Source organism: Aeromonas rivipollensis, from assembly GCF_037811135.1.
GTDB lineage: Bacteria > Pseudomonadota > Gammaproteobacteria > Enterobacterales > Aeromonadaceae > Aeromonas > Aeromonas rivipollensis.
Genome location: NZ_CP149130.1, coordinates 3,399,349 through 3,416,556, shown reverse-complemented (window position 1 = coordinate 3,416,556; position 17,208 = coordinate 3,399,349). Strand labels below are relative to the sequence as shown.

Annotated in this window: 17 protein-coding genes and 1 pseudogene; 8 read left to right on the top strand and 10 right to left on the bottom strand. The window is 62.1% G+C overall.

All coding sequences use genetic code 11. The features are described 5' to 3' along the window. Positions 1-46 precede the first annotated feature (46 nt). The 3 genes from rpsO to WIR04_RS15470 all read left to right on the top strand — a co-directional run bounded on the left by rpsO (position 47) and on the right by WIR04_RS15470 (position 4,007). Positions 47-316: a 30S ribosomal protein S15 gene (rpsO, locus tag WIR04_RS15480; RefSeq protein WP_005326646.1), complete on the top strand. Its 270-nt coding sequence runs from the start codon at positions 47-49 to the stop codon at positions 314-316. Between the two features lie 180 nt (positions 317-496). Continuing rightward, the gene (gene pnp / locus WIR04_RS15475; RefSeq protein WP_338888080.1) at positions 497-2,638 is read left to right on the top strand and encodes a polyribonucleotide nucleotidyltransferase; all 2,142 of its coding nucleotides are present in this window, start codon (positions 497-499) and stop codon (positions 2,636-2,638) included. A gap of 151 nt (positions 2,639-2,789) precedes the next feature. Beyond that, positions 2,790-4,007 carry an MFS transporter gene (locus tag WIR04_RS15470; RefSeq protein ID WP_338888078.1) on the top strand — a complete coding sequence of 406 codons (1,218 nt, stop codon included), beginning with the start codon at positions 2,790-2,792 and terminating at the stop codon, positions 4,005-4,007. Between the two features lie 3 nt (positions 4,008-4,010). Here WIR04_RS15470 and WIR04_RS15465 read toward each other — a convergent pair whose 3' ends face one another. Next, positions 4,011-4,364: a DsrE/DsrF/TusD sulfur relay family protein gene (locus WIR04_RS15465; RefSeq protein WP_338888077.1), complete on the bottom strand. Its 354-nt coding sequence runs from the start codon at positions 4,362-4,364 to the stop codon at positions 4,011-4,013. Between the two features lie 159 nt (positions 4,365-4,523). On the opposite strand from WIR04_RS15465, the gene WIR04_RS15460 reads away from it, so the two are divergent. Beyond that, positions 4,524-4,916: a DUF1090 domain-containing protein gene (locus WIR04_RS15460; protein WP_171275619.1), complete on the top strand. Its 393-nt coding sequence runs from the start codon at positions 4,524-4,526 to the stop codon at positions 4,914-4,916. A gap of 86 nt (positions 4,917-5,002) precedes the next feature. Here the strand turns inward: WIR04_RS15460 and WIR04_RS15455 are convergent, their stop codons facing one another. Both WIR04_RS15455 and yegQ read right to left on the bottom strand, forming a co-directional pair. Next, positions 5,003-5,251 carry a YfhL family 4Fe-4S dicluster ferredoxin gene (locus WIR04_RS15455; RefSeq protein WP_025326072.1) on the bottom strand — a complete coding sequence of 83 codons (249 nt, stop codon included), beginning with the start codon at positions 5,249-5,251 and terminating at the stop codon, positions 5,003-5,005. A 1-nt stretch (position 5,252) separates the two neighbouring features. Then, positions 5,253-6,614, bottom strand: a complete 1,362-nt coding sequence (yegQ, locus tag WIR04_RS15450; protein ID WP_042648800.1) for a tRNA 5-hydroxyuridine modification protein YegQ — start codon at positions 6,612-6,614, stop codon at positions 5,253-5,255. A gap of 455 nt (positions 6,615-7,069) precedes the next feature. On the opposite strand from yegQ, the gene WIR04_RS15445 reads away from it, so the two are divergent. Beyond that, entirely contained in the window at positions 7,070-7,996 is a 927-nt protein-coding gene (locus WIR04_RS15445) for a L,D-transpeptidase family protein (protein WP_005326662.1), read from the top strand. A 66-nt stretch (positions 7,997-8,062) separates the two neighbouring features. On the opposite strand, the gene WIR04_RS15440 is transcribed toward WIR04_RS15445, so the two are convergent. The 6 genes and pseudogenes from WIR04_RS15440 to fldB form a co-directional block, all read right to left on the bottom strand. Then, positions 8,063-8,458, bottom strand: coding sequence for a VOC family protein (locus WIR04_RS15440; protein WP_338888065.1), 396 nt, complete (start codon positions 8,456-8,458; stop codon positions 8,063-8,065). A gap of 350 nt (positions 8,459-8,808) precedes the next feature. Next, complete coding sequence (locus WIR04_RS15435) at positions 8,809-10,149, bottom strand: TldD/PmbA family protein (RefSeq protein WP_338888063.1); 1,341 nt, start codon at positions 10,147-10,149, stop codon at positions 8,809-8,811. Continuing rightward, positions 10,149-11,549 carry a TldD/PmbA family protein gene (locus tag WIR04_RS15430; protein ID WP_338888061.1) on the bottom strand — a complete coding sequence of 467 codons (1,401 nt, stop codon included), beginning with the start codon at positions 11,547-11,549 and terminating at the stop codon, positions 10,149-10,151. Before WIR04_RS15430 ends, WIR04_RS15435 begins: the two co-directional genes overlap by 1 nt. Before the next feature lie 255 nt (positions 11,550-11,804). Further along, on the bottom strand, positions 11,805-11,936 hold the full coding sequence (locus WIR04_RS15425) for a hypothetical protein (protein ID WP_392418334.1): 132 nt from the start codon (positions 11,934-11,936) through the stop codon (positions 11,805-11,807). 33 nt (positions 11,937-11,969) lie between these two features. Next, positions 11,970-12,071 (bottom strand): annotated as a pseudogene (locus WIR04_RS15420) (flavodoxin FldB); the annotation flags it as partial. Between the two features lie 63 nt (positions 12,072-12,134). Beyond that, positions 12,135-12,653, bottom strand: coding sequence for a flavodoxin FldB (gene fldB, locus WIR04_RS15415; protein WP_025326077.1), 519 nt, complete (start codon positions 12,651-12,653; stop codon positions 12,135-12,137). Between the two features lie 197 nt (positions 12,654-12,850). On the opposite strand from fldB, the gene xerD reads away from it, so the two are divergent. Continuing rightward, entirely contained in the window at positions 12,851-13,762 is a 912-nt protein-coding gene (gene xerD / locus WIR04_RS15410) for a site-specific tyrosine recombinase XerD (protein WP_025326078.1), read from the top strand. 101 nt (positions 13,763-13,863) lie between these two features. On the opposite strand, the gene mscL is transcribed toward xerD, so the two are convergent. After that, complete coding sequence (mscL, locus tag WIR04_RS15405) at positions 13,864-14,274, bottom strand: large-conductance mechanosensitive channel protein MscL (RefSeq protein WP_307765105.1); 411 nt, start codon at positions 14,272-14,274, stop codon at positions 13,864-13,866. A 259-nt stretch (positions 14,275-14,533) separates the two neighbouring features. On the opposite strand from mscL, the gene WIR04_RS15400 reads away from it, so the two are divergent. Next, positions 14,534-15,250, top strand: coding sequence for a disulfide isomerase DsbC N-terminal domain-containing protein (locus tag WIR04_RS15400; protein WP_338888057.1), 717 nt, complete (start codon positions 14,534-14,536; stop codon positions 15,248-15,250). Then, on the top strand, positions 15,216-16,946 hold the full coding sequence (recJ, locus tag WIR04_RS15395) for a single-stranded-DNA-specific exonuclease RecJ (RefSeq protein ID WP_338888055.1): 1,731 nt from the start codon (positions 15,216-15,218) through the stop codon (positions 16,944-16,946). The genes WIR04_RS15400 and recJ overlap by 35 nt, the downstream gene beginning before the upstream one ends. Positions 16,947-17,208: the final 262 nt, after the last annotated feature.

Below are 17,208 nucleotides of genomic sequence, written 5' to 3'. Positions count from 1 at the left end.
TTAGAGATTGGCTGTGAACCTTTAAACACTCTACTGGAGTAATACCATGTCTCTAAATGCTGAGATCAAAGCTTCCATCGTTGCTGACAACGCTCGTTGCGCCAACGACACCGGTTCCCCCGAAGTGCAGGTTGCCCTGCTGACTGCCCAGATCAACCATCTGCAAGGTCACTTCAAGGAGCACTCCAAGGATCACCACGGTCGTCGCGGTCTGCTGCGCATGGTTTCCCAGCGTCGTAAGCTGCTGGACTACCTGAAGCGTAAAGACGTTCAGCGTTACGCTGCTCTGATTGCCAAGCTGGGTCTGCGTCGTTAATCGACCATCAGATTTCGCGAAAAAGGGGAACCATCAGGTTCCCCTTTTTTATGGATCATTTTTATCGCGCGGCAAACCGTTGCCTGCCTCACAGAATGCGTGCCACCGCTTACCTTTTGATGCGAATCAAGTATACTTGCACGCGAATTTAAAGCGCCAAATTGTAAAAAGGAAATTCACGTGAATCCTATTGTAAAGTCATTCCAGTACGGTCAACACACCGTCACCCTGGAAACCGGTGTGATGGCCCGTCAAGCCACTGCGGCCGTCATGGTCAGCATGGACGATACCTGCGTATTTGTGACCGTCGTTGGCAAGAAAGAGGCCGATCACGGCCGTGACTTCTTCCCGCTGACCGTCAACTACCAGGAGCGTACCTATGCTGCTGGTCGTATCCCGGGTGGTTTCTTCCGTCGTGAAGGCCGTCCGAGCGAAGGTGAGACCCTCATCTCCCGCCTGATCGACCGTCCTATTCGTCCGCTGTTCCCGGAAGGCTTCCTCAATGAGGTTCAGGTGGTTGCCACCGTCATGTCCGTGAACCCGGCCGTGTCCCCCGACATCGTTGCCATGATCGGTGCCTCTGCTGCCCTGGCCATCTCCGGTATCCCGTTCGGCGGCCCGATTGCTGCTGCCCGCGTGGGTTACATGAACGGTCAGTACGTGCTGAACCCGACCACCACCGAACTGCCCCAGAGCGATCTGGACCTGGTGGTTGCCGGTACCGCCAACGCCGTGCTGATGGTGGAATCCGAAGCGGCCATCCTCTCCGAAGAGGTGATGCTGGGCGCCGTGGTCTATGGCCATGAGCAGATGCAGGTGGTGATCAACGCCATCAACGAATTCGCCGCCGACGTGGGTACCCAGCCGTGGGACTGGACCCCGCCTGCCGTCAACGAAGCGCTGAAAGCCAAGGTTGCCGAGCTGGCCACTGCCGAACTGGGTGAAGCCTATCGCATCACCGAGAAGGCCGTGCGTTACGCCGCCATCGGTGCCATCAAGGCTCGCGTGGTCGAGCAGGTCATCGCCTCCGGCGTGGAAGAAGATGCCAAGAAGATCGGCGAAGAGTTCCACAGCCTGGAAAGCCGCATCGTCCGTGGCCGTGTGGTCCGTGGCGAGCCGCGCATCGATGGTCGCGATCCGGAAATGATCCGCGCCCTGTCCGTCGGCACCGGCATCCTGCCCCGCGCTCACGGCTCCGCCCTGTTCACCCGTGGTGAGACTCAGGCCATCGTGGTTGCGACCCTGGGTACCGAGCGTGACGCCCAGAACATCGACGAGCTGTCTGGCCACCGTGCCGACCGCTTCATGCTGCACTACAACTTCCCGCCGTACTGCGTCGGCGAGACCGGCATGATGGGCAGCCCCAAGCGTCGTGAGATCGGTCATGGTCGTTTGGCCAAGCGCGGCGTTGCTGCCGTGATGCCGAGCGCCGCCGAGTTCCCGTACGTGGTACGCGTGGTGTCTGAAATCACCGAATCCAACGGTTCCTCCTCCATGGCCTCCGTCTGTGGTTCCTCCCTGGCGCTGATGGACGCGGGTGTGCCGATCAAGGCCTCCGTTGCCGGTATCGCCATGGGTCTGGTGAAGGAAGAAGAAGGTTTCGTCGTGCTGTCCGACATCCTGGGTGACGAAGATCACCTGGGCGACATGGACTTCAAGGTGGCCGGTACTACCGAAGGTATCACCGCGCTGCAGATGGACATCAAGATCGAAGGCATCACCAAAGAGATCATGGAGATTGCCCTCAAGCAAGCCCGTGGCGCTCGCCTGCACATCCTGAAGGTCATGGACGAGGCCATCCAGGCTCCCCGTGCCGAGATCTCCGATTTCGCCCCGCGCATCCACACCATCAAGATCAATCCTGAGAAGATCAAGGATGTCATTGGCAAGGGCGGTTCCGTGATCCGTGCCCTGACCGAAGAGACAGGCACCAACATCGAGCTGGATGATGACGGTACCGTCCGCATCTCCGCCGTTGCCAACGAAGCCGCCATGGAAGCCATCCGTCGCATCGAGGCCATCACCGCCGAGATCGAAGTGAACCGCATCTATGAAGGCAAGGTTGTGCGTCTGGCCGATTTCGGCGCCTTCGTCAATATCCTGCCGGGTAAAGACGGTCTGGTACACATCTCCCAGATCACCGATGCCCGCGTGCAGAACGTGGCCGACTTCCTGAAGATCGGTGACGTGGTGAAGGTGAAGGTACTGGAAGTGGACCGTCAGGGCCGCGTGCGTCTCTCCATCAAGGAAGCGAATGCACCGACCGAAGCCGCCGCCCCGGTTGCCGACGTGGCCGTTGCCGAAGAGCCGGCTGCAGAATAAGGCATCCGTTCTGTGAAAAGCCGACCTCAGGGTCGGCTTTTTTGTGCCTGTCTGTCTGCCTGAGGGGACCAGGGAGAAGAGGCCTTGTTCCTTTTGGCGCCAGTTGCTATAAGGGACGACTCGCCGTCACGTTGTCAAAAGGAAGTGCAGCATGTCATGGGCCTATCTCAGGCAGTTTCCCCCGTTAGTCTGGATCGTGATCCTGGGTACCTTCATGGTGCGCACCACCTTCTTCATGGTCTGGCCCTTTCTCTCCATCCTGCTCTACCGCGACTATGGCCTCTCGGCGACCCTGATCGGCCTCATCCTGGGGGCCACGGCGGCCCTCTCCACCCTGGTCAGCTTCTATGGCGGCTGGCTGTCGGACAAGTGGGGGAGGCGCAACATACTGCTGTTTGGCTGCCTGGTGTCGGCCCTGAGCGTCGCTCTGCTCGGCCTCTCCCATCAGGTGATCTGGCTGGCGATGGGGGTGATCGGCAGCGGGCTCTCCTACGGGCTCATCGACTCACCGGGCAAGGCGCTGATGGCCGATAGCCTGGCCGAGCCCAAAGCCCGCGAGCTGGCGCTGCACCTGCGCTATTTTCTGCTCAACCTGGGGGCGGCCATAGGCCCCCTGCTCGGGGTCAGTTACGGCCTGAGCGCACGGCAGGAGACCTTCCTGCTGCTCAGTGTCAGCTATCTGCTGCTCGGCTTCATCTTCTTCGTCGGCTTTCGGCTGGCCGCCTGTCAGGCAAGCCATGCCGCCGGCCCCGGCATGCGCGCCGTGTTGCGGGTACTCTGGCAGGACAGGGGCTTCTTGCTGCTGACCCTGGCGAACGTGCTGCTGATGCTGGTCTATGTACAGTTCGAGTCACCCCTGATCCAGTACCTGACCCGAGCCGGCACCCCTGAGGTGGAGCGACTCATCGGCTGGCTGGTGAGCACCAATGCGCTGACCATAGTGATACTGCAGTTCCCCTTGTTGCACCTGACGGCCCGCTGGCCCACCAAGCGCCGGCTGCAACTCGGGGTGGCGCTCTTTCTCGGCGCCCAGCTGCTGTTTGCCCTCGGAAACACCGCCATCTGGTGGCACTGGATAGTGGCGGTGATCCTGCTGAGCGTCGGCGAGTGCATCCTGTTCCCCTTGCTCAACGTGCTGATCGATCAGATGGCCCCGAGTCATCTGAAGGGGAGCTATTTCGGGGCGGCCTCCATGTCCGGGCTCGGGGTCGCCATCGGCGCCCTGCTGGGGGGCTGGATCCTGGCCAACTGGGGAGGTGGCTGGCTCTATGCCCTGATGGCACTGCTCTGCCTGGTGATCCTGATGCTCTATGGCTTGAGCACCCGGATCCCGCGCCCGGCGCTGGCCCGGGTCAGTGCCGGATCTTGATGATCAGAAGGTCAGCACCTTGTCGGCCGCCAGGGTCCACTGGGCCAGCAGGGGCAGAGTACCTATTTCGATGCCCTCGATGAGGGGCAGGGCCGTGATGCCACGGGCGTCGGTGCAGCTCTTGCACAGTCGGATGACAGTGCCCTGTGCCAGCAGGATCTCCAGCATCTGGCGCAGGTTGTAGCCCTCGGCAGGGGATTGGCCCGCCAGGGCGGCGCCGACCGCGTCTGACATCAGGAAGAGCGTCAGCGTTGTGCCTTCCTGCTCGTTGAGGGCTATCCCCAGACGCAGGGCATTGAACAGGGACTCGCTGCCATAGGGGGCGCCGTTGGCGATGATGAGGATCTGTTGCTTCATGGGACTCTCCGGGTTGAAAGGGGCATTGTAGCGTCGTCGGCATGGCGGCGGCATGACCCAGTGCAAACTCTGTCGTAGCCCTTTCCCTGTGCCTTGACCTCGGGAGATGAGTCAGGTCTCATAGGCGGCCATCCAGTATGACAGAGCAAAGAGGTCGTTATGTGGAAGATTGCCGGAATAGGATTATTGCTGTTGGCCGGACAGGCCTATGGCAGTGAAAACGTCGGCTGCAAGGCCAGGCATCAGGCGGTGACTGAGCAGTTGAGCTTCGCCCGGGCGCACGATAACGCGCAGCAGGTGGCGGGTCTGGAGCAGGCCCTGCGCAACATCGAGACCCATTGCACCGATGCCGGCCTCGTCGAGGAACAGCAAGAGAAGGTCGCCAAGCAGAAGCAAGAAGTGGAGGAGCGCCTGGCGGATCTGCAGAGCGCCCGGGTCTCGGGCAAGCCGGACAAGATCGCCAAGAAGCAGGCCAAGCTGGAGGCATCCCAGGCCGAGCTGCTGGAGGCCCAACGCGAGCTTGAGGCGCTGCAGAAACTTATCAAGCCCTGACCGGGCTGCAGTGCAATAGAAAAAGCCGGGCATGCCCGGCTTTTTCTATTTCTGGATGATGCAGTCCGTAACCCGCAGGTTCGGTACTACTGCCTGTGCATCAGCACAAACTTGTCCATCAGCTGCTCTTCGGTCTCCACATGGGCAGGATCCCAGATGATGCAATCGATAGGGCAGACGCTGATGCAGGTGGGCTTCTCATAGTGGCCGACGCATTCGGTGCAGCGATCCGGGTCGATCTCGTAGATCTTGTCCCCCAGGCTGATGGCCTGGTTCGGACACTCGGGATCGCACATGTCACAATTGATGCACTTGTCGGTGATGAGCAGCGCCATCTCAGGCCGCCGAATGTGGCTGGCGGGTGTCCTGACGATCGCCCAGGTTACGCAGCAGTATGCCGTAGTTGACGTCGATCTCTTTGGGGACCGGCACATAGACAACGTGGCCGTTGCCCGGCGCCGTGTCGATAAGCTCCCCCTTGCGGTTCTGCATCTGCTCCAGGTTGAAGCTGACGTTGCCCTGCGGCGTCATCAGCTCCAGGCTGTTGCCCACCAGGAACTTGTTCTTCACTTCCACTTCCACCATGTCGCCCTGGCGACCGGTGATCTCGCCGACGAACTGCTGGGTGTCGGAGACGGAGTAGCCGTAGTCGTAGTTCTGGTACTCGCTGTGGTTGTGGCGGCGCAGGAAGCCCTCGGTGTAGCCACGGTGGGCCAGGTTCTCGAGGGTGCCCATCAGGGTCGGATCGAACGGACGACCGGCGACCGCATCGTCGATGGCCTTGCGATAGACTTGGGCGGTGCGGGCGCAGTAGTAGAAGGACTTGGTGCGGCCTTCGATTTTCAGGGAGTGCACCCCCATCCTGGTCAGGCGCTCCACGTGCTCGACGGCGCGCAGGTCCTTGGAGTTCATGATGTAGGTGCCGTGCTCGTCCTCGAACGCCGTCATGTATTCGCCTGGGCGGTTGGACTCTTCCAGCAGCACCAGGGCATCGCTCGGCTTGCCGAGCCCCAGGGTGTTGTCCGGGCGCACGGCGATGGGCTCCTGACGGTGCACAATCTGGCCCACGTCATCTTCCTTGCCCTCGTGCACCTTGTACTCCCAGCGGCAGGAGTTGGTGCAGGTGCCCTGGTTGGGGTCGCGCTTGTTGATGTAGCCGGAGAGCAGGCAGCGGCCCGAGTAGGCCATGCACAGCGCCCCGTGGACGAAGACTTCCAGCTCCATCTCGGGCACCTGCATGCGGATCTCTTCGATCTCGTCGAGGGACAGCTCGCGCGACAGGATGGCGCGGGTCAGGCCCATCTGATGCCAGAACTTCACCGTGGCCCAGTTGACCGCGTTGGCCTGCACCGAGAGGTGAATGGGCATATCCGGGAAGGCTTCGCGCATCATCATAATGAGACCGGGGTCTGACATGATGAGCGCATCCGGCTTCATGTCCACCACGGGGCGCATGTCGCGGATGAAGGTCTTGAGCTTGGAGTTGTGGGGCTGGATGTTGGCCACCACATAGAACTGCTTGCCCAGGGCATGGGCCTCGTTGATGCCGAGCTGCAGATTTTCGTGATCGAATTCGTTGTTGCGCACCCGCAGGCTGTAGCGCGGCTGGCCCGCATAGACTGCGTCGGCGCCATAGGCATAGGCGTAACGCATATTCTTGAGGGTCCCGGCGGGGGAGAGCAATTCTGGTCTGAACATGTTGGACTCTTTCTGTCTGATTGCAAATCAGGACGGCGCCACCTGATGGCGCCGTATAGGGTCATCGGCATGGTGCGACCGTACTCGACGCACGGCCACCCGATGAGGTACACCCAGAGCACGAGATGACTCGATACTCCTGATAAAAGGGGTGCGAGATTGTACTCGTGACGGCGCCATCATGCAATTTGGGGCTAGGGTGGCGGGTCGGATGCATGTTCATTTTGCGCTCAGATTGGCGATGTTAGGCTGACAGGCACCCGACACGGTCGATTGTTGGGGGGAGAATGGATCTTTTCCGCGAAAAAGCCCCCTCTTCAAGTTGAAATTTTGTCCGACTCGGGAAAGAATGCGCGCTCGGTATTGGCCTCGGGCGAGAGCGACTCGCGACAAGGGACAGACCGAGGATGAACCGGCTTCAGGCCAACAGGTACAGGAAACCATACAGGAATTTTATGAATCCCCTTCGCATTGCCGCTTCGGCCCTTTTTTGCACTCTGACCCTGGTCAGCCAGCAGGCCGCCGCCGTTGAATACGCGCTGCCAGCCGCCAACAGCCGTCTGATCGGTGAGAACCAGGAATACGTGGTGCCCGCAGACAACCGTCCGCTGGAGCAGATCGCCGCCGACTTCCAGCTGGGCCTGACCAACATCATGGAAGCGAACCCGGGCGTCGACCCCTATCTGCCAACGCCGGGCAGCAAGCTGACCATTCCGCATCAGCTGATCCTGCCGAATGCGCCGCGCGAGGGGATCGTCATCAACGTGGCGGAGATGCGTCTCTACTACTACCCGAAAGGCAAGAACGTGGTGCAGGTGCTGCCCATCGGCATCGGCCAGTTGGGGGTCAACACCCCGGAGAACTGGATCACCAAGGTGGAGCGCAAGCGCGCCAACCCGACCTGGACCCCGACCGAGAACATCCGTCGCCGCTACGCCGCCCAGGGCAAGACATTGCCCGCGGTCTGGCCGGCCGGTCCGGACAACCCCATGGGCCTGCACGCCCTTTATATCGGCAACCTCTATGCCATCCACGGCACCAACGCCACCTTCGGCATAGGTCTGCGGGTGAGCAGCGGTTGCGTCCGTCTGCGCGCCGATGACATCAAGTACCTGTTCGACAACGTGCCGGTCGGTACCCGCGTCCAGTTCGTCAACCAGCCGGTCAAGACCACGGTCGAGCCGGATGGCGGTCGTTACATGGAAGTGCACGAGCCGCTGTCGCGCACCGAGGAGGAGTTCAACTCCACCGCCTCTGTGCCGCTCCCCATGACCCCGGCCACCACCCGCTTCATCGCCCACATGGACAGCGACTCCAATGTGGTCAAGCAGGTGCTGGAACAGCGTACCGGCATGCCGACTCGCCTCAATCCTGAAGCCTGATCGCTTCTGCGAGACGCTCGGTAACAATAACGGCGACCCCAGGGTCGCCGTTATTGTTTATGTGGCTCAAGGGGCGGGCGGGGCATAGAGGGCCAGCCAGTTGCCTTCGGTATCCTCTATGATGACCCGGGAGCCGTGGCCGCTGCCGATGGAGTGCAGGGGTTCGAGCACCCGCCCGCCGAGCCGGGGAACCAGCTGCTCGGCTTCCTGCAACCTGTCACCCAGGGAGAGATAGATGAGGGGACCGGCGCCACCGGGCTGGTGGTATTTGTCCATGGGGCCGAGACAGGCCGCCGCGTTGTTGCCATCGTGGCGCAGCATGGCAAACCGCATCTCCTCCTCCTGTATGGGGGTGACCTGCACATCGAGCAGGGCCGAGTAGAAGTCCATGGCGCGATCCAGATCCCGTGTCGGAATGTCGGCCCAGACCAGGGTGTTGTCCATCTTCGTATTCTCCAGCATGTTCCGGCCGATGCGACCGGCGGCTCTTGGAACCAATCTACGATCTTGCTGCGAGATCGTGATCAAGGCTCATGCGCTGCTCGGAATCCTCACGTATATCTATACGCTCCGGTTCCTGCGCTGCTCTTTACCTTGCTGACGGCCTCTCGCGACAGCTCTTAGACAGGTTCTTAGAGGTTAGGAGTGGGCGATGAGAGGTGCCATCAATGAAAAAACGGCGCCTGATGGCGCCGCTTTTGGATGGGGAAGATAACTGCGTTTCTCACTAGATACAGTCACTTGCCAGCGAGATTCAAGCCACCGAAACGGATGGATGGAGGAGCATGGCACTCCTTGTCATCCCTTGGTTGTCACTTGCCAGCGACATTCAAGCCACCGAAACGGATAAGCGGCGCATAGAAGCCCTTGCCATCGTTGTGGTGCAGCACGTTGCCGACCGCCTCCAGCTCCCCGAGCTGGCGGTAGAAGTTGCCTGCCACTGTGATGCCGCGCACCGGCTGGAGCCGTACCCCATCGCGGCAGAGGAACCCTGACGCGCCAAACGAGAAGTCCCCGCTCACCGCATCGGCCCCCGAATGCAGGCCGTCGAGCTTGACCAGCTCCAGATAGTCGCCGCTCTGCACCTCGCCCTCGCTGTGAGGACCTGTGCCGAACACCAGGTGGCGGGTGGTCACATCGAGAGCGCTGCGGGCGCTGCGAGCGGCCGAGCCGTTGCTGGCAACCCCGAAGTGGCGGGCGGTGGCGCTGTTGTGGAGCAGGGTCTTGAGCTCCCCCTCGCCAATGAGCAGCAGATCCGAGGTGGCTGCCCCTTCGCCATCGAACGCCTTGATGTGCATGCCCCCCGGCATATAGGCCCGGCTCTCCAGGGTGAGCCAGCGGGAGGCCACGCTTTGTCCCACCTTGTCCCGCCAGGGGTTGATCCCCTGCTGGGCCCACTTGCCGGACAGCGCCCCCTGGAAGCAGCCAAACAGGTTGGCGAAGCAGTTGGTGCTGAAGAGGACGCTGTAGCGACCGCTTGGCACCGCTTCTCCCGGCAGCAGGCCGTCGGCTACCCCATGGATCTGCGCGATGAGGGGGGCCGGGTCCAGCTCGTCGAAGCGGCGGCCATACTGCCCTTGCGAGTGCATCGACTGGCGGCCATCCCGCTCCACCAGCGCCGAGGTATAGCAGCCGACGCTGAATTCACTGTGCTGGCAGAGGCTGCCCCGGCTGTTGGCGAGCCAGAGGCGGCTCTCCCCTTCGAAGAAACCGTTGTAGGGGGCGCCGGTCACGCCTGGCAGGGCCAGTATGTCCGATTCGAGGCGCAGGGCCAGGGCTATCTTCTCCTCCACCGCCGTGGTGTCGGGCTGGTTTATCTCGGCGCAGTCGGTGCTGATCCTGCTGCCCGCCACCGAGATGCGCTGATCCGCATCCACCTTGGCGAAGCGGCTGGCATCGAGCGCATCCTGCAGCATGGCATCCAGCGCCAGCTCATCGAGGGATTCCGAATAGGCGATGCCAACCCGACCCGCTTTGATCAGGCGAATGCCGAGCTGCTGGCTGCTGGTGACCTTGTATTCGCCGAGTTCCCCCTTGTCGGCCTTGAGGGAGAAGGCTTTGTCCTGATTGGCGATGACGTCCGCCTCGGCGCCAAGGTCTGCGACCTTCTCCAGCAGGCGGGTGAGCAGGCTGTTCATGTCGAGTGCGCTCATCAGGCGTTCCCTCCTACCAGGATATTGTCAACTTTCAAGGCGGGTTGGCCGACAGAGGTGGGCACCGAGCCAGAGACGGAGCCGCACATGCCGGCGGCCAGGGCCAGATTGCGCCCCACCATGGAGATCTCTTTGAGCACTTGCGGGCCTGTACCGATCAGGGTCGCCGATTTGAGGGGCCGGGTTATCTTGCCGTGCTCGATGAGGTAGGCCTCCTGCACGTTGAAGTTGAATTCGCCTGTGCCCGGCTGCACCGAGCCGCCTCCCATCTTCTTGGCGTAGATGCCGTGCTCGACGGTGGCCAGCATCTCGTCCAAGCTGTGGCTGCCCGGCTCTATGTAGGTGTTGCGCATGCGGGAGGTGGGGGCGAACTTGTAGGACTCGCGCCTTCCTGAGCCGGTGCGGGCATGGCCGGTCTTGATGGCGCCCATTCTGTCTACCAGGAAGCCGGTCAGCACGCCGTCCTTGATGAGCTGGGTGTGCTGGGTCGCCATCCCTTCGTCATCGACGTTGATGGAGCCCCAGGCGTTGCCCTGCAGCCCTTCATCCACGGCGCTGACCGCCGGATTGGCGATGAGCTGGCCCATCTTGTCGTGGAATACCGAGGCCTTCTTGGCCACCGAGGTGGTCTCCAGCAGGTGGCCGCAGGCTTCGTGGAAGATGACGCCGCCAAAGCCGCTCTCCATGATGACCGGCAAGGTGCCACTCGGGCAGGGGGCTGCCCCCAGTTTCACCAGCGCCTGACGGGTGGCGGTGAGGGCCAGCTCCCGCGGATCTATGCGGTCGGCATGCTCCCAGCCCATCAGGGCACCGGGGGCCTCGTAGCCCACGCTCTGCTCGCCCCCTTCCACCGCTATGGTCTGGGCCATGATGCGGTTGTAGTGGCGGCGATCGCTCACCTGCAGCCCTTCGCTGTTGAAGATCTCCACCTCCTGCTCCCAGCCCAGCACGTTGCCGGAGAACTGGCTCACCTTGCCGCTCTCGGCGCGGGCCACCGCATCCATGGCATGCAGATAGGCGATCTTCTGCTCCAGCTGCTTGTCGACCGAGAGCGGCAGGGCCACCGGGTTGCGGTCTGTGATGGGGGTGAAATCGAAGGCGGTGGCGGTGACCACGGGGTCACGCCTGTCCTTGGCCGCCAGCAGGCTGACGATGCGCAGCAGCTCGTCGCGGCTGGCCAGGTTGGTGTAGCCGTAGAGCACCTTGTGGCCGTAGCACAGGCGCACGCCTATGCCAAAATCGAGGCCGCCGCTGATGTTCTCTATCTGGCTGGAGAGCAGGCTGAGCTGGCTGCGGCGCTTGCGCTCCACAAACAGCTCGGCGAAGTCGGCACCCAGCCGCAGGGCGTGATCGAGCACGTCGCGGGCGATGGTGGGGGCCAACAGGGAGAATGAGGTCATAGAATTTCCTTTTCTGATCTGTCCGTTTGCTTCCGACACCGGGTGTTAGGTTGTTATAGGGTGTCGAACCCATTGTTGCAGACCAGCAGCAAAAAGTCGCTATAGCGTCAGACGATGATACCGAACGAGAAAAACGGTGCGATAACTGCGCCCGGCAGCCAGTGTGGCCGGCTGCCGGCAGGGGAGATCAAGGTCGCTCTCGAGGGGCGATGAGGAAGCCGGTCCGTCGACACTCTTTGGCGCCGCCAGGCGGGATCACAGCAGCTCGTGGATCTCATTCAGGATCTGATCGACCCACTGTTCGATGCGGGATTCGGTCTGGTCGTACTGGTTGGCGTCATCGAGGGCCAGGCCGACGACAAGATGATGGCCATCGTCGCTCCGCATCCAAGGGATCATCGAACATGCAAGCTACCTGGATCAGAGCAGCTCGTGGATCTCGCTTAATATCTGGTCGACCCACTGTTCGATGCGGGATTCGGTCTGGTCGTACTGGTTGGCGTCATCGAGGGCCAGGCCGACGACAAGATGATGGCCATCGTCGCTCCGCATCCAAGAGATCATCGAACATGTAAGCTACCAGGATCACAGCAGCTCGTGGATCTCATTCAGGATTTGATCGACCCACTGCTCGATGCGGGATTCGGTCTGGTCGTACTGATTGGCGTCATCGAGGGCCAGGCCGACGAAGTGGCGGCCATCGTCGATCAGCGCCTTGGAGGCATCGAACTCGTACCCCTCGTTGGGCCAGTAACCCACCAGCCTGACCCCCTTGGGCACCAGCTGATCGTGCAACAGGCCAAGGGCATCCTGATACCACTCGCCGTACCCCAGCTGATCGCCCATGCCGAACAGGGCGATGATGCGTCCTTCCAGAGGCACATCCTTGATGTCTTCCCAGCGGGATTCCCAATCTTCCTGCAGCTCGCCGAAGTCCCAGGTGGAGATGCCGAGGATCAGGATGTCGTACTCCTGCATGCGGGCCAGGGGCACGTCCTTGATGTTGTGGAGATCAACCAGCTCGGGGCCAATGAGGGCGCGGATCTTCTCGGCGGCCATCTCGGTGTAGCAGGTGGTTGAGCCGTAAAACAAACCTATCTTCATCGCTCTTCTCTTGATCGCAGTAGGCAAGGGGGTCGGGCAACCATGGGGGTTGGACAGCCCGAGTGAGGGCGCCAGTCTAGCAGATTGCCCCTCGTGCTTCACCGCCTGCTATGCCTGCCGGGGACGCGCAAGCCCCTGATGTGCGCGCCGGCCTGGCAGGCTACAATGGGCCACCGTTTGCCCAAGACCGACACCCCATGACCAAGCCTGCCCCTGCCGTGCACAACCATCCCCTGATCGAGCCCTTCCTGGATGCCCTCTGGCTGGAGCGGGGGCTGTCCGACAATACGGTCAGCTCCTATCGCACGGATCTGGAAAAGTTTGCCCTCTGGCTCGACGGCCAGGGCGGCTCCCTGCTGCTGGCGGGGATGGACGACATCCAGCACTACCTCGCCTGGCGGGTGGACCAGCAGTTCGCGGCCAGCAGCACGGCCCGCTTCCTCTCGGCCCTGCGCCGCTTCTATCAGTACCTCAATCGGGAAAAATTGCGCAGCGACGACCCGACAGTGCTGCTGGAGGGGCCCAAGTTGCCCAAGAAGCTCCCCTCCGATTTGAGCGAGGGCGAGGTGGATGCGCTGCTCACGGCGCCCCTGGTGGACGACCCGCTGGAGCTGCGGGACAAGGCGATGCTCGAGCTGCTCTATGCCACCGGGCTGCGGGTCTCCGAGCTGGTGGGGCTCACCGCCGAGCATGTCAGCCTGCGTCAGGGGCTGGTGCGGGTGGTGGGCAAGGGCAACAAGGAGCGGCTGGTGCCCATGGGGGAGGAGGCCGTCCACTGGCTGGAGCGCTACTACCGAGAGGCTCGTACCCTGCTGCTGGGGGGCACCAGCTCGGACGTGGTCTTCCCCTCCAAGCAGGCCAGGATGATGACCCGTCAGACCTTCTGGCATCGCATCAAGCTCTATGCCCAGCGGGCGGGGATCAGGGGGGAACTCTCCCCCCACACCCTGCGCCACGCCTTCGCCACCCACCTGCTCAACCACGGCGCCGATCTGCGGGTGGTGCAGATGCTGCTGGGGCACGCGGATCTCTCCACCACCCAGATCTACACCCATGTGGCGAACGAGCGGCTCAAGGCGCTCCATGGGGAGCACCATCCACGGGCCTGAACGCCCGCCCCTGACGAAAGTTGTCGCCCCTCGTCTGGGGCATCCTCCATAAAAAAACCGCCTGGTGGCGGTTTTTTTGCAAGTGCCGGGCAGGCCCGGGCTTATTTCCCCTGCTGGGATTTCAGCAAATCGCGGATCTCGGTCAGCAGCTCCTGATCCTTGGTGGGGCCGGCCGGGGCAGGGGCTTCCTCTGCCTGCTTCTTCTGCAGGGTGTTGACGGCCTTGAGCCCCATGAAGATGGCAAAGGCGATGATCAGAAAATCGATGACGGTCTGGATGAATTTGCCGTAGGCGATGACCACGGCAGGGATGTCACCTTCGGCGGCCTTCAGGGTCACGGCCAGATCGCTGAAGTCCACCCCCCCCAGGATGAGGCCGATGGGCGGCATGATGACGTCACCCACGAAGGAGGAGACTATCTTGCCGAAGGCGGCACCTATGATGATACCGACCGCCATGTCGATGACGTTGCCTCTGGCGGCAAAGGCCTTGAACTCTTTAATCAGACTCATGTTCCCCTCCAAAAAATGGGCAGGATGCGGCGACGCCGCTCCTTGATTTGAATAATAAAGCATCAGGAAAACAGTGGGATGCCCTCACCGTCTCCTGTTGTCCCGTTTAGCTTGCTGGGCCTCGGCTCAATTGGCAACCTGCTGGAATAGGAATTTTTTGCATCCACCTCTATTAATCAGTCTGTAATTTATGAGTTGAGTCACCTATGTCACTGGTTTACCGTATTAAACCTCCCGTTCATGCCAAGTGAGTGAAATAGTGCGCTATTTACTACTGGAAATGATGCTGTTGTGCGCCTTTACCGCCAACGCGGGGATGGATCCTCAACAATTGAAACAGACCATGGCGCAGCGCCTCGGCGTGCAGGTCTTCCTGGTCGATGAGACGCCGCTACCTGGCCTTTTCCTGCTGGGCACGGCCCAGGGGCTGATCTACAGCGATGCCAGGGGCGACTATGTGCTGCAGGGCTCCATGCTGGATCTGGGTCACGGCATGAAGAATCTCACCATGCTTGATCAGCAACGGCAGCGCCGGCTGGCGCTGGCCCAGATCGGCGAGCAGCGGATGCAGCTCAAGGCCCCGCACGAGCGTCACCGCATCACACTCTTTACCGATCTGACCTGCCGCAGCTGCCGTACCTCGCTCGATGAGCTGCCCATACTGCAGGCGCAGGGGGTGAGCGTGCAGCTCTTGCCAGCACTGAGTACCTTCGCCGATCTGGCCGGGGCGCAGGCGACCTGGTGTGCCCCCGGGCAGCTCGGCGAACTCAGTCTCAGTGATCGTTTGCCTGAGGCCGGATGTAATGAGATCCTTGCCCATCATATCGGCCTGAGCCAATGGCTCGGGATCAAGGCGCTGCCGAGCTGGGTCCTGCCAAACGGGGATCTGGTGCGCGGTTACCAGCGCCCTGAACAACTGCTCAAGCTACTGGATCATATCGATGCCCCTGCAAATCCGTCGTCGTTCGCGAGTTGATGATTCCCATCTGCCCGCCACCCTGCATCCCCTGCTACGTCAAATCTTCGCCAGCCGCGGGGTAGAAGACCCCGCCCTGCTGGAGCGCAGCGCCAGCCAGCTGCTGCCGCCCCAGCGCCTGTTCGGCATGGAGCAGGCGGTGCCCCTGCTGGCGGATGCCCTGATGACGCAGCAGCGCATCCTCATCGTTGGCGACTTCGACTGCGACGGCGCCACCAGCTCGGCCCTGTGCGTGCTGGCCCTGCGGGCCATGGGGGGCCATCATGTCGATTTTCTGGTGCCCAACCGCTTCGAGTTCGGCTACGGCCTCACCCCCGAAATCGTCGAGCTGGCGGTGGCTCGGGGCGCCGAGTTTCTCATCACGGTGGATAACGGCATCTCCAGCATTGCCGGGGTGGCGGCGGCCAAGGCGGCCGGGATGCGGGTACTGGTTACCGATCACCACTTGCCGGGCCAGGAACTGCCTGATGCCGATGCGATAGTGAACCCCAACCAGCGTGGCTGCGACTTCCCCTCCAAGTCCCTGGCCGGGGTCGGGGTGGCCTTCTATCTGATGGCGGCCCTCAACACCCACCTGCGCCAGAGCGGCTGGTATGAGCGTCAGGGCATTCGCGCCCCCAATGTGGCGGACTATCTCGATCTGGTGGCCCTCGGCACCGTCGCCGACGTGGTGGCGCTGGATGGCAACAACCGCATCCTGGTCCATCAGGGGCTGCAGCGGATCCGGGCCGGTCGCTGCCGCCCCGGCATCCAGGCGCTGGTGGACGTGTCGGGCCGGGATGGCCGCCGCCTGTGCGCCGCCGATCTTGGCTTTGCCCTGGGGCCCCGCCTCAATGCGGTGGGCCGTCTCGATGACATGTCCCTCGGGGTCGCCTGCCTGCTCTGCGACGACATCAACCTGGCGCGCCAGCTGGCGGCGGAGATGGACAGCCTCAACCAGGAGCGCAAGGAGATAGAGCAGGGGATGCAGCAGGAGGCCCTCGCCACCCTGGAGCAGATCCGCTTTCGCGATGGCGAGGTGCCCTCCGGCATAGTGCTGCACAGGGACGAGTGGCATCAGGGGGTGGTGGGGCTGGTGGCCTCCAAGATCAAGGAGAAGTACTACAGACCGGTGATTGCCTTTGCCGAGAGCAGCGAGACCGAGCTCAAGGGCTCGGGTCGCTCCATCCCCGGGGTGCACCTGCGCGATGCACTCGAATTGCTCGATACCCGCCATCCCGGCCTGATGGGCAAGTTTGGCGGCCACGCCATGGCGGCGGGGCTGACCCTGCCCAAGGCCAATATAGAGGCGTTCGGCCGGGCGTTTGAGGCCGTCATCGCCGAGCTGGTGACCCCGGAACTGCTGACCGGGGTGCTGCTTACCGACGGTGAGCTGTTGCCGGACGAGCTCTGCCTGGAGCTGGCGGAGCTCATCCGTGCCTCCGGCCCCTGGGGTCAGGCCTTCCCCGAGCCGCTGTTTGACGGCGAGTTCGTGCTGGTGCAGCAGCGGCTGGTGGGGGAGAAGCACCTCAAGCTGATGCTGACCACGGATTCCGGTCATGCGGTGGATGCTATCGCCTTCGGGGTGGATCTCAAGCGCTGGCCCGACGCCTCGGTGAAACGGGTGCGGCTGGTCTACCGGCTCGACGTCAACGAGTGGCGCGGCAGCCGCAGTGTGCAGCTGCTGGTGGAGCATCTGGAGGCCGCCGGTCTCTAGCGGGCAGTCGCCATGCCCGGCAGCAAAAACGGTCACCCTGGGGTGGCCGTTTTTGTTGCAAGAGCGGCCATACCCTCACTGAATGGGGCTCAAGGGGTGAGGACGGGTGTCGTTCTCCGCTGCTTTCCTTGAGGGTGTTAAATGCCAGATTTGTGGGGAAAGCAGGTTGTTTGTATCGGATGTTGTCGGTTGGCTGAGGTCAAAATTCAATATAAGGCGGGATTGTGATATATTCGGCCACGTTCAACCCCTTGCCTTTTCA